Here is a 19652-nt window from a genome sequence, read left to right on the forward strand (position 1 = left end):
GTTGCGGCCGGAATCGGACGCGGATGAGGCACGATGACGAGAATCGGTGATTGCTGACAGGTTGCCAGTCCGTTCGTAGGAAGGCGGGATCGGTGTGATCAGTGCGGCCTCGGAGGCGGTTTCGGGGAACCCGGCTCCTTTCACCTGGGTGACCGCGGTGTCCATGCTCGTGTTCTGCGCGATCCTCTGGGTGATCGTCGATTACATGCGGCTGCACCCGCGTCCGGCGACCTGGGTGTGGGGGCTGTCGCTGCTGACATTCCCGCTGTGGATCTGGGGCCCCGGACGCGATATCGGGCTGGTGAACTGGTTCTCGTGGGCCAAGATCCTCTCGGTGCTGATTCCGCTGACCATCGTGGGTTTGATGCGCGTCGCGGTGGCCGAGCAGCGGGTGGGGCGGTTCTGGGACATCCTGCGCGATCCGCGGTTCCTGTGGTTCCCGTACGCGATCCTGTTCCTCAATATCGCCGAGGCCACACTGCGGGACGCCGAGATCGGGAACTACTGGAACGCGGCGGTGGGACTGGGCCTGTGCCTGACGATCCCGTACTCGCCGCGGTTCTGGGAGATCCTGCCGGGCCGCAACGCCGAACTCGTCGCCTACACCACCATGGCGTGGAACTTCCTCTACACCACCTGGAATCTGTGCTTCACCTTCGGCGGATACCCGCCCGAGGAGGAACATTTCGCGGCCAGCGTCTGCATTCTCGCGGTCGCCGAGATCTATCCGCTGGTGAAGCGGCGGCCCGAGCTCTACATCATGGCGCGCATCTACACGCTGCCGGTGCTGATGCTGGTGATCGCCATCTACAACCTCTTCCCGAAGGTGATGCCGTCGGATGGCTGGTTCGACAACGATGTCTGGATCGTCTGGGGCATAGTCAATTTCGTGCTCACCGTGCCGTACCTGTTCTGGTACACCTGGCAGCTCGAATCCGACCGGTCGTTCATCTCCTTCCGGCGCGGCAAGGCCCGCGAGGAGTTCGTCCGATTGCACGGCGACACCATCGATCAGCTGATGGACATCAACCTCTCGCTCGACGCCGCCGTCGACACGCACGGCCGGACCCGCACGCGCGGACCGCAATCCGCACGGCCCGCCCCGGCGTCCGAGGCCGGTGACCGCGCATGACCGCCGCCGACCCGGCCGCCCGCATGCCCGCCGCCTTCCTCGGCCACGGCAGCCCGATGAACGCGCTGGAGAGCAATCGCTACACCCAGGCGTGGGAGGCGTTCGGCCGCGGCGTGCCCCGCCCGCGCGCCATCCTCCTCGTGTCCGCGCACTGGTACATCAACGCGACCGCGGTGACGGCGATGCCGTATCCGCGCACCATCCACGACTTCTACGGTTTCCCGCCCGAACTGTTCGCCGTCCAGTACCCCGCGCCAGGACTGCCCGCGCTGTTCGAGGAGGTCAGCGAGGCGGTCAAACCGAACTGGGTGGGCGCCGACACCGACAGCTGGGGTATCGACCACGGCTCCTGGTCGGTGCTGCGGCACGCCTTCCCCGACGCCGACATCCCGGTCGTGCAGCTGAGCATCAATGCCGACAAGCCCCTCGAATACCACCTCGAACTCGGCATCCGGCTGAACGCCTTGCGCGAGAGCGGAATTCTCATCGTCGGCAGCGGCAATGTGGTGCACAATCTGCGCGGCATGGACCCCCGCCGCCCCGACACCGGTTTCGACTGGGCGCGCCGCTTCGACGAAGCCGCGCAGAACCTCATGCTGAATCGGCCCGCGGACATCCTGGCGCTGACCGACCAGCGCGACTACTCCCTCGCGGTGCCGACCCCCGACCACTTCATCCCGCTGCTGTACCTGGCCGGATTGGCCGCCGCGGCGTCCGAGGACACCGAGACCCTGGTCGACGGCTACAGCTACGGCTCGCTGTCGATGACGGCCTATTCACTCGGAATCTCCTGCCCCGGAGCCGATTCCGGTACGGGCGCGGCCGCCGCGCTGCCCGACGGCGTCCCGCCCGACGGCACCAACAGCTGACCGGCCTCAGGCCAGCCGGGCGCGCGTGCGCAACCGCGGTTCCAGCGGCTCGGCCCCCATCGACCCGTCGGCGAACATCTCCGCGGCGGTGCGGCGGGCGGCGGTGAACACCAGCGGCGTGACCCGCCGCAGTTCCAGCTCACCCCGGGTCGCCACCGAGATCGCGGCGACCGGGCCGTCCGGACCCAGCACCGGCACGGCGACGGCACTGATCCCCATCTCGCAGGTGGTCCCCAGCGAGATCGCCAGCCCATTGCGCTGCCGCACCCGATACAGGTCGGCCTGCACGGCCCGCCGGCGCGCGATCGGCCGAACGGTGGAGCTGCGCAAGGGAAGTCGCAATACCCGGTCCGCCTCCTCGGGGTCCATCGAGGCCAGCAGCGCCAGCCCGCACACCGTCTGCGTGGCATCGTGCCGCGCGCCCACCCGCGACGGAATGGACGCCGCGAACGGCCCGCCCACCTTGTCCAGATAGTGGACGGTATTGCCCTCGAGCACCGCCAGATGCGCGACGGCCCCCGTCGCCACGTGCAGCTCCGACAATGCCGCCGACGCCGCGGCCCGAATGTCCTCGAAATCGGTGATCCGTGCCAGCCGCCTGGTGCGCGCCCCCAGCCGATACCCCTGCTCGTCGTGCACGAGCCACTGCAGCTCGGTCAATTGGGACGCCAGGCGGAAGGCGGTGGACCGCGGCAACCCGGTCCGATCGGTGATGTCCTCGAGCCGCAGGCACTCCCGCCCGCTGTCGAACGCGTCCAGAATGGCCGACATTCGCTCGATGACCCCGGAGCGCGATTCCCGAAGGGCGGTGTCGCCGCCGACGGGCGGCTGGTCCGTCACCGTCATGCACAGTCCTCTCACCAAGCTCTTGCTCAACCGCAGCGTACGGTGCGGCGGGCCCGGGTGGAATACCGGAGCTCGCATCGGTGGCGTGTCGAGCGCGGCCGTCCGGCCCGATATCAATACACTCCGATCGAATCGGAGGGCACATTCCGATCGAATCGGCGGGCCCGAATCCGGCGCCGAAATCACTGCCGCGCAGCCCGCTACGCGCGGCCGCATCGCATTCGGAAGGATTGAATTCGCTGATGGCGAAATGGTGGTCGCGTGCGGTCGCGATTTCCGTGACGGCGCTGTCGATTCCCGCGGCGGCTCCGGCGGTCGCGGACGAGTATCTGCCGATCGGGATCCTGCCGCCGGTGATCAGTTGCGCCGCGCTCGCGCTACCGGGCCGCGCCGGCGCGTGGCCGGTGCCGCTGCACTACCCGAATGTCGGCATCGGCCTGTTCACCATGTTCCCGGCGCCCCCCGACGTGGTCGCGCGCCTACCCGAGCGGGTCGACCTGCGCACCTCCCGGATGGGATTCAACGAGGTCTGGCAATACGCGGTGCTGGACGGGAACCTGTACATCAAGGCGGTCGCGGGGGAGTCCGGGTGGCGGGTCCCGCCGGTGCCCAACTGCCTGCGCGGACAGATCTCCGGTATCTCCGTGGATGGCGGGCGGCTGTCGGCGACCGGGCCGGACGGCCGGTTGTACACCCTCGAATCGGCCGATCAGACCCCGGAGATCTGGTGGTGGACAGGCCGGTTCGGTGCGCCCATCTGGCTGAACCCGGCGGGTTCGCGGGTGCGGGCGCAGTCGCGCGCGTGGAGTCTGTCGTGGCTGGATCCGCGGTATCTGGAGGTGCTGCCGTTCCGGATGGACGGCTTCTGGACCGATACCGCGGGCAAGGACGTGCCGGTCGGGGGCGCGGGCGTGACCACGGTGTTCGTGCTGTCACCGGAGGGGAATCGCATCCACATCCTCGACCCGTGGCTGCCGTCCGGCGATCCGCTGCGACCGCGGGAGGAGGTGTTCGCCGACGACTACAGCTTCGAGATGCCCGGCCCGTTGAACGGCCGCTTCCAAGCCGTCAACCTGAGTGCGGCCGGGTCGACCACGTTCGTGATCAATGAATTCGGCGACATGTTCACGCGGTTGTGGGATTTCGACATGTCGGGCGCGGACACGATCTTCTTCTCCTATTCCTACGAGGATCAGTCCGCCTACGAATCCGCGCCCAACAATTTCAATCACGAGTTCTCGCGGTTTCCGGATTTCCGGCCGGTGGTCGGCGACTACGCCAATATCCAGCTGCCCGCGCCGGATTGGGTCCGGCAGCCGAAAGTGCCCGGCGAGATCACCTCGGCCATCAGCATCCATCAGACCGGCGGCCGATCCGCCGATCGCGAATTGCGGGTGGAGGGCCGCGACGAGGACCGGACCGGATTCTGGCACAAGCCGATCGATCCCGGAGCGGACTGGTCGTTCACACCGACCGACCGCCCGCTGCTCGGCGATCCGCTCGAGAACCCCGCCGGTGACACCTCGGCCCGGACCCTGGCGCCGCCGACCGGCGTGCATTTCGGCTACCGGGACCCGCAGGGTTGGACCATCGGTACTCGCGACTTCGACTACGCGGCGGATCGGGTCGGATTCCGGCTGTGCGCGGCCGACGGCGCGTGCGCCGATATCGATGCCCTGCTCGCGAACACCGTGCGCCTGGGGTGGCAGCCCGACGGCCTCTCCCAGACGCCGCGCGACTACCACGGCATCCTCACCATCTCGCAGGACGAGTGGGATGCCCTGCCGGGCCGCTCGAGTCGCTTGCGCGAGCTGGTGGAACATCTCATCGGGTCCGGGCGGCTGCGCAATATCGTCGCCTCCGCCGACACCTCCGCGTTCACCCTGCACACCGATCACTCCGTCGATCTGGCGCTGCCGCGCATGGAGTGACGCGGTGCCCGGCTCACTCCGCCGGGTGCTCCCGGTGCGAATGCGCCGGCCGCGCGGGCGTTTCCGGAGCCTCCACGTCGTAGCGGCGGACATAGGCGGACAGGAAGGCCTGCGCGGTGGCCGTCACCGGGATCGCCAGCAGCGCGCCGGTCGCGCCGAACAGGGCCGCGCCCGCCAGGACCGCGCCGAATGCGACCGCGGGGTGCATGTCGAGGGTGGTGGCGGTGATGCGGGGCTGCAGCACGTAGTTCTCGAATTGCTGGTAGACGACGATGAATCCGAGGATCCACAGCGCCGTGCGCGGTTCGTGCGCGAGGGCCACCAGGACCGGGAGCGCGCCCGCGAGGTAGGTGCCGACGGTGGGGATGAACTGCGACACGACTCCCACCCACAGCGCCAGGGCGAAGGCGGACGGGATGCCGAGCACGCGCATGGCGGCGTAGTGGGCCAGGGCCGAGCAGGCCGCGAGCAGGGCTCGGGAGTACAGGTAGCCGCCGGTCTTCTCGACGGCGATGTCCCAGGCGCGCAACACGTGCCGCTGGCGCTGCGGCGGGAGCAGGGAGCAGACCGCGTTGCGGAAGCGCGGGCCGTCGGCGGCGAAGTAGAAGGTGAACAGCAGCACGCCCAGACCTTGGAAGAGCACCCCGAGGGCGGTGGTGCCGATGCCCCACACATCGTCGGCGAGATCCAGCGCCCAGGTCTGGAGCTTGGCGCTGATCTCCGAGGTGCGGTCGGTGATGTCGGCGACCGAGAGGTCGGTGTGGAAGGTGTCGTTGATCCAGGTGACCACGCTCTGGATATCGTGCGGCAGGTTCTTGATCAGCGACGACACCTGCCCGACCACCAATTCGCCCATGGTCCAGACGAATCCGACCAGCACCACGGTCACGATCGCGAACACCGCCCCGGTCGCCGCCCCGCGTTTCCAGCCGCGCGCGGCCAGCCAGTTCACCGCGGGCTCGATGGCGAAGGCCAGGAACAGCGACACCACCAGCACGGTCAGCAGCCCCTGCAGCCGGGTCAGCGCCCAGAAGGTCACCACGATGCCCGCGACCGTGGCCGCCGCCAGCAGGTAGGCGCGCGGCAGCCAGGCGGGGATCACCGAGGCCACCAGGGCGTCGGGCCGGACGCCGGCGTCCTCGGTGTCCAGGGCGTTGACGTCGGAGTTCTGGGCGTTGGTCTCGTCGTCTCCGGCGGGCGATTTCGGGGATTTCTCAGCGGCACACCGCCAACCTAGCGGCGACCCGCCTCGCCGACCCGGCCGCGCCGCCGCGTGTTGCTGGGGAAATCGGATCTACGGCCTGACCTGTGACCACAGCCGCAGATAGACCTCCGCGCCATGGAAGACGTCGGTCATGATCTCCGGTCCGCCGAGCACCCGGACCGCCTCGAGCCAGTCCGCGTAGGTGCCGTAGGTGGCGGTGCCGTCGGCGTTGATGTCGAAAACCCGCTCGCCCCAGCGTTCCCGATCGAAGGTCACCGCACCGTCGTGCGAGGTGAACGGGTACCGGACCACCTCCGCGCCCAGCGGTGCGCCCTGGCCGCCGAGCCCGTTCATGTCCGAGCCGAAACCGAACCCGAAATCCCCGGTGGGCCGCCGCATCGCCCGGGCCTGCTGCCAGGCCTTGACGAAACCCACGGGCCCGCCCGCGTACGGAGTCACGAATCCGCCTGCGGCGTAGACGCGTTGGGTGGTGCGCTCGGAATCCCAGCCGTGCGAGGACAGCACGCCCGGGTAGTGCCGCGCCTCGATGATCGACATGACCTCGTCGGCGGTGGCCTCGCTCAGGTGATCGACCTCGATGAGGAAGCCCTGGTCGATCATCTTGTCGATCAGGTATCGGCCCAGCTCGGTCAGTCCGCGTGCGTTGCACTGCGTTCCGGCCGGATACAGCGGCAGGGGAGCCCCGCCGAGCAGGGGGCCGGTGAGCTTGGCCAGGAGCTGGTTGACGTCACCGGCGATCGGCACCGACGGCTGTGGACTGTCGTGCCCGGGGCCGGTGCAGGGCTGCACATTCCAGAAGGTGCCGGTCTGCAGGAAGTTTCCGGCATTGACCAGCAGGCCGGTGGTGTTGCTGTCCATCTTGGTGCCGCCGAAGGCGTTGTCGAACTTGTGGACCGGGAAGAAGCTGCTGACGCCGAGCGCCCGCAGCTCGCCCAGCCAGCGATCGACATCGGCGGTGCCGCACTTGGGTTGGCCGAGGAAGACGCCGCAGCCCATCGGGTCGGACAATTCCATGCCGAGGATCACCGCGAGCTTGCCCGCCGCCGCCACCTGACGCGCCTGCGCGGGATCGGTGACGATGCGGAAGAAGCCCTGACCGGGTCCGCCCGCCTGGGCGTCGATGTAATCCTGCAGCGCGCGCATGTCCGCGGCCTGGGTGCGCACCGAAGTCATGTCGTCGCACGGGTTCCGGCGTTCGGTCATGATCGCGCACAGCGACTCGTTGTCGACCAGGTCCACGGTCATCACCCGCAGGCCCGCCTTCCAGCTGCGCTGGATGCTGGTCCAGTAGGTGCCCTCGGTGCTGAGCTTGGCGGGCTCGGGCCAGTCCCGGAAGGTGGGCCAGCCGGCCGTATCGGACCTGCGGGAGCCGCCGTAGTCGAGGAAATCGGCGACCAGGCCGTTGGATCCGGTGCGATCGGAGGCGCAGTCGGGCAGCGCGTAGGTCACCCCGTAGGGATGCCACGGGCGGCCGCAATGGAAGTCGCCGCCCAGGAATTCGTAGGCGGAGACGTGCACGTGCGCGTCGATGGTGCCGATGATCGAGCCGTCCGCGCCGACACTCGGGCCGGGGGTCCCGGTGGCGCCGTCGCGGGCTTCGGGGAAGTCCGCGCAGCCGGTGTCGGGGACGAACGTGGCCGGGGTGCTGGTCTTGGTCGCGGCGTTCGAGAGCGTGAATCCGGTTGTGCCGGAACCGTCCACCTTCCAGACCGCGGTGACCGACGGATTCTTCGCGGGGTGGATCGAGCCCGCCGAGGCGTCCACGACCTCCTCGGTCCGGCCGTACAGCAGATACTCGCCGAGCGTGGTCGCGTGCATCCGGAACGGGCCCGCGGCCTGCGCCAATGGTCCGGCCGGGGTGTCGATGCGGTAGCAGCCGCCGGCCAGTGAATAGCGGGTCTGCGATGGGTCGGGGGTGGGGTCAGCGATCGCGAATCCGGTGCCGGGGCCGAGCATTCCCGCGGCCAGCAGGACGGTGGCGAGGGCTGATAGGTACTTCACGCCGACGAAAATACTATGCAGCATAGTTTTTCGTGGGGGAATCTCAGATCATGATCATGGCGACGACCGCGGCGCTCAGCCCGATGGCCAGGATCGACGCCGCGGGAGGCAGCAGCATCGTCCCGATCACCCCGAGCAGCGCCCGGCGGCGAGCGGCGGCGCGGGATTCCGGTGGGGCGGACAGGCATTCCAGTCGCAGTGCCAGCGACTCGTCGACCAGGCCCAGCGCCGAAGTGGTGGTCGTGGTGCGGGAGGCGACCGTCCGCAACGCGGCCGCGAGGGCCTGCGGGCCGGACTCGGCCGCGGCCGCCCGATCGGCGGCGAGTTCGATCAGCGTGGTCATGGCCGCCGGTGCGGCGGCGAACAGCGGGATCCACGGGAACGCGCGCGCGAAAACCTGGCAGACGCCGAGGATCTGATGATGGCGTCCGCGCAGATGCGCGTGCTCGTGGGCCAGCACCGCCCGCCACTGCGCCTGGGTCAGGCACCGCGCGAGACCGTCGGTGACCACGACATAGCCGCCGCGGCCCGCGACGCTGTAGGCCAGCGGCGCCGGATGGTCGAGCCACACCAGGTCCGCGTGCGCGGTATCGGTGCGGCCCAGCACCTCGACCAGCTCATTGTGCTTGCGGCGCAGGGCCGCACCGCGTCCCCGATGCCCGATGGCGATCCGGGCCAGCTGACCGGTGGGGGCGGTGAAACCGATGGCGGTCACCGGGGCGACCAGCCCCGCCGTCCAGGTGACGACGATCGGCTCCAGCGCGCCCAGGCACGCCAGCGCACTGCCCGCGAAGGACTCGCCCGGCGGATAGCCCGGCCACGCCAGCGCGATCAACGCCAGTGCCAGGTACCCGAGGGCGGCGGCGAACGCGCCCAGCCAGGCCGCCATCCCGATCGCGGGGGCGGCGCCGAAATCGATGCGGGACAACGCCGCCGGCGTGGCCACCGCGACCGCGACGGCGGCCACCAGCAGGGCCGCGATCAGGATCACCGGGGGCGCTCGTCGTCGGACAGGCCCCGCCGCAGCGCCTCGACCTCGCGGGCGCTCGCGGTGCGGGCCAGATGCAGGAGCACCGCGGGCGCGTCCGGGCTGGCGTCGAGGATCTCGCGCAGCAGGTCGGTGGTCGCCTCGGCGCGCGTGCGGCTGGGCCGATAGCGGTAGGAGCGTCCGACCTTCTCGCGCCGCAGCCACTGCTTTTCCCACAGGTGGGTCAAGACCGTCAAGACCGTGGTGTACGCGGGAACCCGCTGGTCGTCACTGAGCCGATCGACCACGTCGTGAACCGTCAGCGCCTCGGGACTGTCCCACAGCACCGCCATCACCCGGCTCTCGAGCGCACCCAGTCCTTTCATCACCCTCCTCGGTTCGCCCGCCAATCTACTATTCGCGATAGTTTCCCGAGGGGTGATACCCATCCTCTATCGGAACGCCACGGAAGCGGCTCTCCGACAGGTACTCTCGATGCGATGAGGCAACGTGCGCTGTTCACGCTCGTCTGTATCATGCTGGCGGCCTGGGGAGTGGTCGTCACACCCGGAAAGGCCACCGCCGATTCGTGGTTACCGCCGGTGGGCGGGAATTTCTTCTGGGGTGTGTCCAGCTCCGGATTCCAGAGCGAAGGCTTTGCGCCGGACAGCAATTGGAGCCGGTTCGCCGGATCCGGTCGCGCCGAGGGATACGGGAACTCCGTCGACTTCCTGCATCGGTACGGCGAGGATATTCAGAACGCGGCCGACTTGGGTGTGGGCGTCTATCGCGTGAGCGTGGAATGGGCGCGCGTGCAACCGAATCCGGGTGAATGGGATTTCTCCTTCTACGACAGCATGATCGCGCGGATTCGCGGGGCCGGAATGCGGCCGATGATCACCCTCGACCATTGGGTGTTCCCCGGGTGGGCGGTCGATCGCGGCGGCTGGCGCAATCCGGGGATGGTCGAGGACTGGCTGACCAATGCCCGTGCGGTGGTGGACCGTTACGCGAGCGCCGATCCGCTGTGGGTCACCTTCAACGAGCCGCTCGCCTACGTCGGCAAGGAGCAGGAGATCGGCGATCTCGGCGCGGGCGATGTCGTGCCCATGATCGATCGGCTGATCGCGGCGCATCGCGCGATCTACGACCACATCCACGCCCGGCAGGGCGGTGCGATGGTCACCAGCAATATCGCCTTCACCGCCGTCGGCGCGGACCAGGCCGACGCCTCGTTCATCGACCGGATCGCGGACAAGGTCGACTACATCGGCGTCGACTACTACTACGGCGGATCACTGAGTCATCCGCCGAATGTGCTCGCGCAGCTGACCAATCAGCCCTCGCCCCTCATCCTGGAGCCGGACGGCATCTACTACGCGCTGCGCCGCTACGCCCACCGGTTCCCGGGCCGCCCCCTCTACATCGTCGAGAACGGCATGCCCACCTACGGCGGATCGGCGACCACCGATGGCATGACCCGCGCCGACCATCTGCGCGACACCGTCTACTGGGTGCAACGCGCGAAGGCCGACGGCATGAACGTCATCGGCTACAACTACTGGAGCATCACCGACAACTACGAATGGGGCAGCTACGCTCCGCGTTTCGGCCTCTACACCGTGGACGTCACCGGTGATCCCAGCCTGTCCCGCCACCCCACTCCCGCGGTCCCGGCGTACCGGGACATCGCCACCTCCGGCGGCGTCCCCGCGGGCTACGTGCCCAGCCGGGCCCCGGCCCTGTGCTCCATCCAGGACCTTCCCTCCAGCTGCGTCGACCCCGTCACTGTTCCGGGTCGCTGACCCAGTCCCCGTCGTGGGCGTTCAACTCGTGCCGCATGGTCTGCCGCAGCCGATCGAGCGCCCTCACGAAGGGTTCGTGCACCGCATGCCATTCCGGTGAACCGGCAGGCCCTCGCCCGACGCTCATGCTGGTCTCGACGAGCGCCTCGCGGATATCGCGCAGCTTCCGATACGCCTCCGCGGCGTCCTCGCGGACCGCCCTGGCCGCGATCAGATCCAGCTCGTATCCCACGGCCACCAACGCGTAGGACCGGAAGGCCGCGGTGACGGCCTCCCGGTCCAGTGGTGTCGGTTCATGTAATCCCAGCGCCTGCATGGCGGTATCGGTCTGCACGAGCGTGGTCAGGTACCGCACGTAGATCTCGCGCTTGGTGTCGCTGAACCGCTGGGACTTCTCGCGGCGCGCCCGCGTCGTATCGATGGCGAGCGTGGTCGCGGCGCCCACGACCGCCCCGCCCAGCGTCCCGACGACCGCCAACCATTCCACTGCCATAACCGCCCCCATCGCTTCGAGCCGGGCGCCGGACCGAGGCCCGGCGCCCACTGCGATGGAGTCTAGGCGGCTGCGTGCTCAGGCTCCGGTGCGGAGCAGATCGTCGAGATCCATTGCGGGCGTGGAATAGTCCATGCGCCGGTGTAGGTGGCGTTCGGAGATCCGTTCCACCAGAAGCGGAATGAACTCGCGGACACGGTGGCCCTCGAAATCGCGATGGACCCCGTGCACGACCTCGCCGATGAACCGCACCGTCAAATCGGGAAACCGAGCGGCCAACCGCGCGACGAGTTCACTGATCTGCTGCTCTTCGTCGGATTGCGTCATGCCTCGAGCCCTCCTTCAATGCGGTGTTCGATGCCGGCACCCGTACCGCCCTGCGGGTGACCGGCGAAGTGGACAACGGCCCGGAGCCCTGCGGCTCCGGACCGTGCTCCTCGATTGTTACGGCACCCAAACGAGCATTTCTTCCGCAAATGACTATTTGGCACTGGTTGTCAGCGACTAGGCACAGTGAAAGGAGCAAATGTAAGTACATCTGCAACAGTGACTTTCACGCACACTTCGCGCGGAATGCGGAATTCCCCCGGCAATGTCAGAAAAAGGCTGGTTAACGGCCGGTTCCTAGGGCCGCCCGGGGTGGTTGGGGCCGATGGTGGGCGAGATTCTCCGCCATTCGCCGGCCCAGTCGGCGCTGTGCCGCCGGGCCAGGAACCGGTCGGCGCACCAGGCGAGAAATGTCGCGCCGCAGGCGGTCGCGATCACGATGAGGGCCCCGGTGCTGACGCCCTGGGCCACGGCGTCGGAGATGGACCCGGGCGGGGTGGTGTCACGTCCGGCGGCGTCCACCCAGTGCACCACCTTGTCGCCCCGCTCGGCGGTTCCCGGAACGTCGACGAGCGCGATATTGGTGTGGCCGTTGGTATCCCACCGCACCATGGCCTGCGGTGCGCCCGGGGCCACGCTCTGGCCCGCGGGACGGGGGATACGGATCGGTTCGGAGATGACGGTGGCCGTGACCGAGGTCTTGGTCGCGTCGGCGGCGTGGATGCGGGCGGCGGCGGTATCGGCCGTCCTGATCCCGCACATGATCGCGAACGGGACGCACGCCGCGATCAGCAGAGCGGCGAGCATGTGCCACGCCGCCTGGAATCGATCGGACCGTCGCATCAGCCGGTTCCGGCTCCAGGGAGCCGTCCGGACGATCCGCCGCACGAGCTTGCGCACGTTGGCGCGTTACCCCGTGGCAGTCGCCCGAAACGGTCGCGCCGGAGTCGGTCCGGGGCCGCGGCGGGCTCAGAAGCTGCCCAAGGGGTCCTGATTGTCGAAGATGTATTTGTCGCCGTTGTACCAGGTGACGATGACCGAGGAGGCCTCCTCCGGCTCCTGCCGGCAATAGGAGACGCCGGGGAAGGGGAGGGAGGCGGATTCTCCGCATTGGTAGGCGTAATCCTCGGCGAGTTTATGCGTTTCGAAGCGCTGGCCGAGGCCGCCGTAGCTACCGGGGACCCAAATGGAGTCGGGTCCGGTGAAAACCCACAGAATGCTGCCGAACAGCCAGCTGTAGAACAGGTAGGTGGCCGCGACCGCACCCGCGCACAGCACGATGAAGCGCCTGGTGCGGCGGCGGCGAGTTCGCTGTTCCCGGAACGGGTAGGAGCCTGAATCGGAACTGTCCATCATGGCGGTCCTCCTCAGTCGGAGAGATGACATGTTCAGGCGTATTGACCAATCTACCGTGATCAGGGGCGTGAGTCTCGGGGGAAATCGAGCGGCGACGCGACCGGCCCGCTGCTGCCCGCCGACCCCAGATCGAGGTGGTTGAGCAGGTTCTGGATGACGACGTACGGGTTCATCTGCTGATCCTTCTTCCGGAAATCCGCGACGGACGGTTGTGACTGCCGTCACGGTGTGGTCTCATCAAGATACACAGATACGTGAACTGTGTCTGTGTATCAGAGCCAATCGAAGAGGATTCACGGCTATGGATGCACACCGTCTGAGCAGGCGCGACGCATTGAGGACAGGAAGCGGCCTGCTGGGGGTCGTCGGCGCCATGGCGCTGACGCCGCGCACCGCGCGAGCGGAGCCCTGGAAGTGGTCGCCGGCCGATTCGGTGGCCGGCGTCGGCGGCGGCGCGGACCCGATGACCGTCTACGACCCCGACGCCGACTCCGTGCTGGCCGACATCATCGACCACGCCGACGTACCGCGGATCAACCAGCTGCTGGCGACCTGGAGCTACAACGACCAACCCCTGCCCGCCGGACTGCCGAAGTCGTTGGCGGACTTCATCGAGGACGCGCGGCAGCTGCCCGCCTGGACCGATCAGGGCAAGCTGGCCGGCTCGTTCGAGTTCACCAAGAAGCGGGGGACCTATCTGGGCGTGCTCTACGCGTTCGCCAGCGGCATGATGTCGACGGTCATTCCGCACGAGGCGCGCGCGGTGTACTACTCGCGCGGCGGATCGCATCTGAAGGAGCGCATCGCCAAGACCGCGAAGTTCGGGTACGACATCGGCACGGTCAACGCCTACGGCGAGGGCGGCGAAATGGTCGTCACCTGTGTGAAGACCCGGATCATCCACGCCTCGGTCCGGCATCTGCTGCCGCGGTCGCCGCACTGGCCGTCCGATGTCACGCCGATCAGCCAGGAGGACATGATGGTCACCTGGCACAGCCTCGCCACCACCATCATGCGCACCCTGACCGCGTGGAAGCTGCCCATCCCGGCCGCGGAATCAGCTGGCTACCTGCACAGTTGGCAGTTGGCCGCACATCTGCTCGGGATCCGAGACGAGTACATCCCGGCGACCTGGGAGCAGGCCGACGCACAGGCCGCGCAGCAGCTCGACCCGATTCTGGCCCCGAGCGCGGAAGGCACGGATCTGGCCCATCAGCTGCTCAACCTGGGCGCGGATCTGGACCTGACGCTGCTCAGTCACGGCATTCTGGGCGCGTTCACCCGATTCATCATGGGGGACAAGGTCGCCGACTGGCTCGCCATTCCGCGAGAGCCGGTGTGGAGTCCGCTGCTCGAGGTCGCGTGGGGTCCGTATGTCGCGGTGCGGGAAGGCGTGCTGTCGGTGGCCCCGGTGGTCGACGCTCCCTACTGGATGTTCGACGAGTTCCTGCGGCAGTTCGTGCTCTGGTACATGGCCGAACTGCGGATGCCGTTGAGTATCGAAATCCCGCTGACCAACCGGTGATTCGCCCGCCGATTCGGGGCGGCACACGCTGACGGCGACGGCGAGCCGCGGCTCGCCGTCGCCCACGGGCCCGCGGATCCAAGGAAACAGCTAACGTATCGCTGTATCGGCAACGATGTGGAGACGTGAAACGCCATCAGGAGGACGCCGTGGAACCCGCGCCGCGCGCGAATGAGCTCCCGCTCGGCCAGTCCTTGATCGAACGCGCGTATCTGCAGGCGGTCGAGCAGGTCGACGACACCGACAGCATGCGCACCCGCATCCTCGACGCGGCCGACGAGCAATTCCGGCGCTGGGGTGTGCAGCGGTCGACGATGGAGGACGTCGCGCGTACCGCGGGAGTTTCGCGCATCACCGTCTACCGGCGCTTCAGCACCAAAGAGGAATTGGTCGAACGGGTCATCCTCCGTGAATTCCGCCGGTATTTCGACACTTTCCTGGTCGATATCGCCGCGGCCGCGGATGTGGGTGAGCGGGTGGTCGTCGGCTTCGTGAGCTCGTTGCGCGCGTTGCGCGGCAATCCGCTGATCGGCGCCCTCATCACCGCGGAACCCGACTATTTCGTGAGTTCACTGGTCGGCGACGGCGGCCGGGCGGTGGCCATGGTGCGGGAATTCGTCGCCCGCCAGCTCCGGCAGGAGCAGCGGGCCGGCACCATCTCCGCGGACCTGCGGGTCGAGCTCGTGGCCGAACTGATGGTCCGCATCTGCGCGTCCTTCCTGGCGATCCCGAGTCAGGTCGTCGACCTCGACGACGACGAACAACTCGCGGAGATCGCCCGCCAATTCCTCCTTCCCATGCTCGACCCGCCCTGAAAGACCGAGTGGCAGACCAACTCGGCGATGCCCGGTCGCCCGGTACGATGCCGCCATGCTCGCCGCCGGCGCGGCCTTCATGTCGACCCTCGTGGTTGTGGAGTGCCCGAGGACCTCTGGCCGATCTCGGACACTGATGACGGGGTGTTGTCGGATCAAGACGCGGCGGCGCAACCTCTCGTGGGCGGGCCGGAGGCGAAACGGTCGCCGAGGTAACGCACGGCGCCGATGGCCTCGGTCATGGCCGCGCCGCTGTGGCCGGGGACGTTCGAGAAGCGTTGGGTGAGAGTCGATCCCATCGAGCAGTAGCGGTTGATGAGGGCGTGTACGCCGGGGGCGGGGATCATTTCGTCGGCGTTGCTGTGGTACAGGTACAGCGGGACATCGGGGGTGGTGGCGCCCAGCTCCTGACGTTGCGCGGCGGCCACGACCGCCGGGTGTGCGAAGAGGTCGGCCGCCAGGGAGTAGTCGCGGACGTGTGTGCCCGAATAGGTCTGCAGCAAGCCGGTTCCGCAGCGTTTGCCGACGTCGGCGAGCATGGCGGTGCTGCTCTTGTTGAGTAGGAACTCGATCCTGGACTTCGGCTCGTTGCGGATCAGCGCGGCCGTGATCAGCAGGGCCAGGGCCGCTTTCGGTCCGCCGTCGGCGGCGCGGGCGATGGCCGGGATATCGGCGGGGATGCCGCCCGCGGCGATGCCGGTCAACGGCAATTCCGGAGCGTAATCGGCGTGTAGTTGCCCCGCCCACAGGGCGGCGTAGGCGCCGCCGGAGTATCCCCAGATCCCGGTGGGGCTATTGGCGAGTCCGGTGGAGGGGAAGCGGCGCGCGGCCCGGATGCCGTCGAGCAGGGCGTGGCCGGACATCACGCCGTCGAGGAATCGGGACTGCGGGCCCTCGTAGTCGGGGATCACCAGCGCCCAGCCGAAGAGCAGCGGCCCCACCAGAAACGGCAGATCCAAGGTGGTTTGGCTGTTGATGTTGATGGGCGCGCGCAGCGTGGCCGACGGCGCGCACGCGGTGGTGAGGGCGTCCTCGGCGCTGGCGAACGCCACCAGCGGCCGGGGACCGGGGCCCCGCCAGGGCGCGGTCGGTTCGATGACGGTGGCGATGGTCGCGGTGGGCTTGTTCTCGGAATCCGTTGTCAGGTACTGGATTTGCCACACCGTGACAGGCAGCGGCGTCGACAACCCGAACAGCTTCACACTGCGCCAGGCGAGCGGATCCCCATTCTTGTGGGAGCCGAGGTCGGCGGGCGTGCTGTAGAACGGATCGGCTTCGGGCACGGGCGCGGGCGCGGCCACCGCGGAGGAGAGAGCGGTGGTGAACGCGAGAACGAGCGCGCCGAGGAACAGGGCGTGCCGGGCGGTCTTCTGCACAATGCCGCATGACGTGCGGCGCCTCATGGTCTTCCGCATCGCAGCCACAGTATCCGGTGTATTGGCTGGTCAAGCGGTGCGGAAGCGGTGTGTCGCGCCTGGATTGCCCGGCGCCGGGGAGCCGCCCGGTCAGGCGCCGGTATCAGTCGAGATCGATGCGAACAGTCATCAGATCGGTCCCCATGACCCGGACCGCCGTGCTGTTGGCCCGCGGCAGCGACCGCAACCGGGCCACCGGATCATCCTCCGGCAGCAGGTGCGCGGTACCGGTGAACCACCGCCCGCGAATCCGCAGCCGAACCCGATTGTCGGCCTCGATATTGCGGATGTACTGAGATCGCCGCCCGAACTCCGACACCAGCCAGAACGCCCCGCCACTGCGTCGCCCGCCGATCGGCGTGATCCGTGGCTCCCCGCTGACCCGCCCCGTCGTCTCCAGCAGCGTCTGGATCGGCAAACGCCCGAGAATCGGATTCCCCACCCTCCGTTGGAATCCCGTCACCACAGCATGTTGTATGTCGCGCCGGTTCACCATGCCCCGACGCTAGCACCGGCGAGGCAGTCCGCGGCGGCGGCCGCGGACTGCCGTGCGCCGTGGCGATCCGGGCTACGCGGTGGGGGCGTGGGCCAGGTCGGTCCCCGGAACCATGATGGGCGAGGTGACCGGCCGGCGCCGCGCGGCCGACCGGGGCAGTGCGGCCGCGATCACCGCCGTGGTGCCGGCGGCCGGTTGGGGTTCGCGGCCGCATTTGCGGATGAGACCGTAGAGGTCGCCGTCGAATTTGTCGACGCAGCAGGTCTGTTGATTGCCGACGACACCGTCGGAGGCGAATTGCAGGATGGCGGGTTTGCGTCCCGACATCACGTTCCAGCCCACGGCGTGGTCGCCGACGCCCTGGTACTGCTCCTTGAACGGGCGGGGCGCGCCGGATCCGTTGTAGTTGCTGGCCCAGATGTCGTAGTCGCCGGTGAGCGTGTCGCCGTACATCCAGAACGGGGTGTATCCGATGACATAGCCGGGGGCTCCCAGGTCGGCGAGGCGCTGCCCGGTGAGATCCACCGCCCGCAGGACCTCGTCGGCGCTGGGCGGGCGTGGCGCGTTGGTCGACTGTTCGGCGTCGACCTGCCAGATCCACGGCCGGTCCTTCCACCACGGCGTCTGCTCGTCGACACAGCTCACCCAGAAGTCGACCTGCTCCTCGATGTCTCCGGGCCACAGGAAGTGGTAGCTGCCGAGCACCGGGATGCCCGCGTCGCGAGCCCGTTCGAGGACCGTCTGATAGTGCTGCGATTTCCAGTCGCTGCCTTCACTCACCTTGTAGATGAAGAACGAGATTCCGTCGTTCTGCGCGGCGACCATATTCATGGGCCCGCGGCCGAAGTCGTAGTCGGAGGCGTCCCAACCCCAGACCGGCGCCGTGTTGGCGACGGTGGTGGTGACCGCGGTGGCGGGAGTTCCGGTGATCTCGGGGTGTACTCGGTCCGGCGCGGACCCGCCCGCGATCTGTTCCAGCTGCGTCATCAGGTCGGCCGAGGTCGCCCAATGAATGTGGTCGTAATGGCCGATGGCGGCCGGCCCGCCGTACGGCCCGCCGCCGGGATATTGACGCTGGTTCTTGACGTAGAACCCGTCATCGTCGGCGAACGGCGTGGAATGGATGAGTTCGACGGTGTAATTCCAGTACCTGTCGTACAGCCATTTGGCGAAGTCCCGCATCTTGACGTCATCCAGGTCGCATCCGATATCGATGGCCGCCGTGGGCGACCCGTCGTAGAACAACCCGTAATGGTGCGACTGGAGCCCGTGATCCCCGTCCATGCCACTGGTGATCCGCAGCTCATCGGCTCTCGGATAGTTCTCGAGAAACTTCACCATCCTCCGCCCCAGGGGGCCGAGCACGACGCCCGGAAACTGTTGAATGGCCATGACTCTCTCCTCGGTACGGATGGTGTGAAAGACCGCGGGAATCGAGACGATTCCCGCCGCTCACGCAAGCCGATGTGCTGTGAGAATCAAAGAATCGCACCGGGATTCGCCGCCGTAACGAGTGTTCTACTACGTGAGTTTCGCCCCCACCGTCCCGAATCCGCCGGCACCCGCCCGGCAAGCCACCGCCGCACCGACCCACCACCGGACACGCTGGCGTCAGAGCAAGTAGTCGGCTACCTGCACCTGATGTCCTGATCGATCCGGTCCACGATCGCCTCGACTCCCCACGAGGCGTCGATCCGGACCGCGTCAGCGAACGGCAGCGGCTGCCACCCGTGATACCCCGCCGGCGCACTCACCGCGGGTCCCGCCGCCCCAGCACGGTGTCGAGCTTGCGGATGAACCGCGGCAGGTGCGGTCGGTCGCGGGTAGCCCGCCGGGCGCGAGGTCCCACCACCGAGCACCGTCGAACTCGCCCGGATCGACCAGAACCACGTACGCGACGAGATGGGGCGAGGGTGTTGCCGGTTTGGCGCGCCGAAAGATGTCATCAGTCGACGCCAACCAGTCCAAAGCCATTGCGATATGCCGCGAATCACGGGTTGGAGCGGCTCGGGCGCTACTCGCCCGGCCGTAGGGCTGCCAGATAGCGGCGCCAGCCTCCGAATTCGGTGATCTCACGGGCGTTCTCGACCAATGCGGGTTCGCCGAGCACACCGAGGACCTCGCTGTTGTCGTCGAGCCGCACCTTTCCGACGCAGAGTCCGGACGGCTCGTCGAGCAGGATTCCGGCCAGACCGGCGACCGGAACCTCCCACAGTTCCAGCTCGATCGCCGCACCGTCGGCGTCGCGCAGCATCGCGGGGTGCCGGTCCTCGATGGTCCACAGGCGGTAGCACGCCGCGGTGCGCGCTTCGCGCACGAAAACCGCACCGGCACTGCGCATATTGGCGTTGAGCTCCAGCCCGCGCATCAGTGTGCCGTTGACGGCGAGAACGATCGTGCGCCGGTTTGTCATGCGCGGTAGCCCCTTTCGACGCGGTGCGTGGTCGGA

The 19652-nt window shown here is 68.1% G+C and carries 19 protein-coding genes; 6 read left to right on the forward strand and 13 right to left on the reverse strand.

Annotation, left to right across the window (positions count from 1 at the left end; genetic code table 11):
• Positions 1–157: 157 nt before the first annotated feature.
• Together ACWELJ_RS08055 and ygiD are read left to right on the forward strand one after the other, a co-directional pair.
• Entirely contained in the window at positions 158–1132 is a 975-nt protein-coding gene (locus ACWELJ_RS08055) for a hypothetical protein (protein WP_452365448.1), read from the forward strand.
• A gap of 23 nt (positions 1133–1155) precedes the next feature.
• Positions 1156–2001 carry a 4,5-DOPA-extradiol-dioxygenase gene (gene ygiD, locus ACWELJ_RS08060; protein WP_452365489.1) on the forward strand — a complete coding sequence of 282 codons (846 nt, stop codon included), beginning with the start codon at positions 1156–1158 and terminating at the stop codon, positions 1999–2001.
• Between the two features lie 6 nt (positions 2002–2007).
• On the opposite strand, the gene ACWELJ_RS08065 is transcribed toward ygiD, so the two are convergent.
• A complete protein-coding gene (locus ACWELJ_RS08065; protein ID WP_452365449.1) occupies positions 2008–2847 on the reverse strand; it encodes an IclR family transcriptional regulator in 840 nt (279 codons plus the stop codon).
• A 242-nt stretch (positions 2848–3089) separates the two neighbouring features.
• On the opposite strand from ACWELJ_RS08065, the gene ACWELJ_RS08070 reads away from it, so the two are divergent.
• Positions 3090–4778 (forward strand): hypothetical protein, encoded by a 1689-nt coding sequence (locus ACWELJ_RS08070; RefSeq protein WP_452365450.1) that lies wholly within the window; start codon positions 3090–3092, stop codon positions 4776–4778.
• A gap of 13 nt (positions 4779–4791) precedes the next feature.
• Here the strand turns inward: ACWELJ_RS08070 and ACWELJ_RS08075 are convergent, their stop codons facing one another.
• From ACWELJ_RS08075 to ACWELJ_RS08090, 4 genes are all read right to left on the reverse strand, one after another.
• On the reverse strand, positions 4792–5880 hold the full coding sequence (locus ACWELJ_RS08075) for an AI-2E family transporter (RefSeq protein WP_452365451.1): 1089 nt from the start codon (positions 5878–5880) through the stop codon (positions 4792–4794).
• A 192-nt stretch (positions 5881–6072) separates the two neighbouring features.
• On the reverse strand, positions 6073–8004 hold the full coding sequence (locus ACWELJ_RS08080) for a peptidase (RefSeq protein WP_452365452.1): 1932 nt from the start codon (positions 8002–8004) through the stop codon (positions 6073–6075).
• Between the two features lie 43 nt (positions 8005–8047).
• The gene (locus ACWELJ_RS08085; protein WP_452365453.1) at positions 8048–8995 is read right to left on the reverse strand and encodes a M56 family metallopeptidase; all 948 of its coding nucleotides are present in this window, start codon (positions 8993–8995) and stop codon (positions 8048–8050) included.
• Complete coding sequence (locus tag ACWELJ_RS08090; RefSeq protein ID WP_452365454.1) at positions 8992–9357, reverse strand: BlaI/MecI/CopY family transcriptional regulator; 366 nt, start codon at positions 9355–9357, stop codon at positions 8992–8994. Before ACWELJ_RS08090 ends, ACWELJ_RS08085 begins: the two co-directional genes overlap by 4 nt.
• A 114-nt stretch (positions 9358–9471) precedes the next feature.
• On the opposite strand from ACWELJ_RS08090, the gene ACWELJ_RS08095 reads away from it, so the two are divergent.
• Positions 9472–10776 (forward strand): family 1 glycosylhydrolase, encoded by a 1305-nt coding sequence (locus ACWELJ_RS08095; RefSeq protein WP_452365455.1) that lies wholly within the window; start codon positions 9472–9474, stop codon positions 10774–10776.
• Here the strand turns inward: ACWELJ_RS08095 and ACWELJ_RS08100 are convergent.
• The 4 genes from ACWELJ_RS08100 to ACWELJ_RS08115 form a co-directional block, all read right to left on the reverse strand.
• Positions 10757–11269 carry a hypothetical protein gene (locus ACWELJ_RS08100; protein WP_452365456.1) on the reverse strand — a complete coding sequence of 171 codons (513 nt, stop codon included), beginning with the start codon at positions 11267–11269 and terminating at the stop codon, positions 10757–10759. The genes ACWELJ_RS08095 and ACWELJ_RS08100 overlap by 20 nt on opposite strands.
• 78 nt (positions 11270–11347) lie before the next feature.
• Positions 11348–11596 (reverse strand): three-helix bundle dimerization domain-containing protein, encoded by a 249-nt coding sequence (locus ACWELJ_RS08105; RefSeq protein WP_452365457.1) that lies wholly within the window; start codon positions 11594–11596, stop codon positions 11348–11350.
• A 297-nt stretch (positions 11597–11893) separates the two neighbouring features.
• Positions 11894–12496, reverse strand: coding sequence for an Rv1733c family protein (locus ACWELJ_RS08110; RefSeq protein WP_452365458.1), 603 nt, complete (start codon positions 12494–12496; stop codon positions 11894–11896).
• A gap of 69 nt (positions 12497–12565) precedes the next feature.
• Positions 12566–12952 (reverse strand): hypothetical protein, encoded by a 387-nt coding sequence (locus ACWELJ_RS08115; RefSeq protein ID WP_452365459.1) that lies wholly within the window; start codon positions 12950–12952, stop codon positions 12566–12568.
• A gap of 301 nt (positions 12953–13253) precedes the next feature.
• Here ACWELJ_RS08115 and ACWELJ_RS08120 point away from each other — a divergent pair, with 301 nt between their 5' ends.
• Positions 13254–14477 (forward strand): oxygenase MpaB family protein, encoded by a 1224-nt coding sequence (locus ACWELJ_RS08120; protein ID WP_452365460.1) that lies wholly within the window; start codon positions 13254–13256, stop codon positions 14475–14477.
• Positions 14478–14602: 125 nt separating this feature from the next.
• Positions 14603–15292 (forward strand): TetR/AcrR family transcriptional regulator, encoded by a 690-nt coding sequence (locus ACWELJ_RS08125; protein WP_452365461.1) that lies wholly within the window; start codon positions 14603–14605, stop codon positions 15290–15292.
• Between the two features lie 155 nt (positions 15293–15447).
• Here ACWELJ_RS08125 and ACWELJ_RS08130 read toward each other — a convergent pair whose 3' ends face one another.
• From ACWELJ_RS08130 to ACWELJ_RS08145, 4 genes are all read right to left on the reverse strand, one after another.
• The gene (locus tag ACWELJ_RS08130) at positions 15448–16707 is read right to left on the reverse strand and encodes a lipase family protein (protein WP_452365462.1); all 1260 of its coding nucleotides are present in this window, start codon (positions 16705–16707) and stop codon (positions 15448–15450) included.
• A 103-nt stretch (positions 16708–16810) separates the two neighbouring features.
• Complete coding sequence (locus ACWELJ_RS08135) at positions 16811–17203, reverse strand: nitroreductase/quinone reductase family protein (protein WP_452365463.1); 393 nt, start codon at positions 17201–17203, stop codon at positions 16811–16813.
• A 72-nt stretch (positions 17204–17275) separates the two neighbouring features.
• Positions 17276–18595, reverse strand: coding sequence for a GH25 family lysozyme (locus tag ACWELJ_RS08140; RefSeq protein WP_452365464.1), 1320 nt, complete (start codon positions 18593–18595; stop codon positions 17276–17278).
• A 622-nt stretch (positions 18596–19217) separates the two neighbouring features.
• Entirely contained in the window at positions 19218–19616 is a 399-nt protein-coding gene (locus ACWELJ_RS08145) for an allophanate hydrolase-related protein (RefSeq protein WP_452365465.1), read from the reverse strand.
• Positions 19617–19652: the final 36 nt, after the last annotated feature.

Source organism: Nocardia sp. NPDC004582, assembly GCF_053602115.1.

Bases quoted from the DNA above. Each gene is read 5' to 3' on its own strand.
- ygiD (WP_452365489.1), top strand. From the start codon at position 1,156: ATGCCCGCCGCCTTCCTCGGCCACGGCAGCCCGATGAACGCGCTGGAG.
- ACWELJ_RS08065 (WP_452365449.1), bottom strand. From the start codon at position 2,847: ATGACGGTGACGGACCAGCCGCCCGTCGGCGGCGACACCGCCCTTCGG.
- ACWELJ_RS08070 (WP_452365450.1), top strand. From the start codon at position 3,090: ATGGCGAAATGGTGGTCGCGTGCGGTCGCGATTTCCGTGACGGCGCTG.
- ACWELJ_RS08090 (WP_452365454.1), bottom strand. From the start codon at position 9,357: ATGAAAGGACTGGGTGCGCTCGAGAGCCGGGTGATGGCGGTGCTGTGG.
- ACWELJ_RS08095 (WP_452365455.1), top strand. From the start codon at position 9,472: ATGAGGCAACGTGCGCTGTTCACGCTCGTCTGTATCATGCTGGCGGCC.
- ACWELJ_RS08100 (WP_452365456.1), bottom strand. From the start codon at position 11,269: ATGGCAGTGGAATGGTTGGCGGTCGTCGGGACGCTGGGCGGGGCGGTC.
- ACWELJ_RS08105 (WP_452365457.1), bottom strand. From the start codon at position 11,596: ATGACGCAATCCGACGAAGAGCAGCAGATCAGTGAACTCGTCGCGCGG.
- ACWELJ_RS08115 (WP_452365459.1), bottom strand. From the start codon at position 12,952: ATGATGGACAGTTCCGATTCAGGCTCCTACCCGTTCCGGGAACAGCGA.
- ACWELJ_RS08120 (WP_452365460.1), top strand. From the start codon at position 13,254: ATGGATGCACACCGTCTGAGCAGGCGCGACGCATTGAGGACAGGAAGC.
- ACWELJ_RS08130 (WP_452365462.1), bottom strand. From the start codon at position 16,707: ATGCGGAAGACCATGAGGCGCCGCACGTCATGCGGCATTGTGCAGAAG.
- ACWELJ_RS08135 (WP_452365463.1), bottom strand. From the start codon at position 17,203: ATGGTGAACCGGCGCGACATACAACATGCTGTGGTGACGGGATTCCAA.
- ACWELJ_RS08140 (WP_452365464.1), bottom strand. From the start codon at position 18,595: ATGGCCATTCAACAGTTTCCGGGCGTCGTGCTCGGCCCCCTGGGGCGG.
- ACWELJ_RS08145 (WP_452365465.1), bottom strand. From the start codon at position 19,616: ATGACAAACCGGCGCACGATCGTTCTCGCCGTCAACGGCACACTGATG.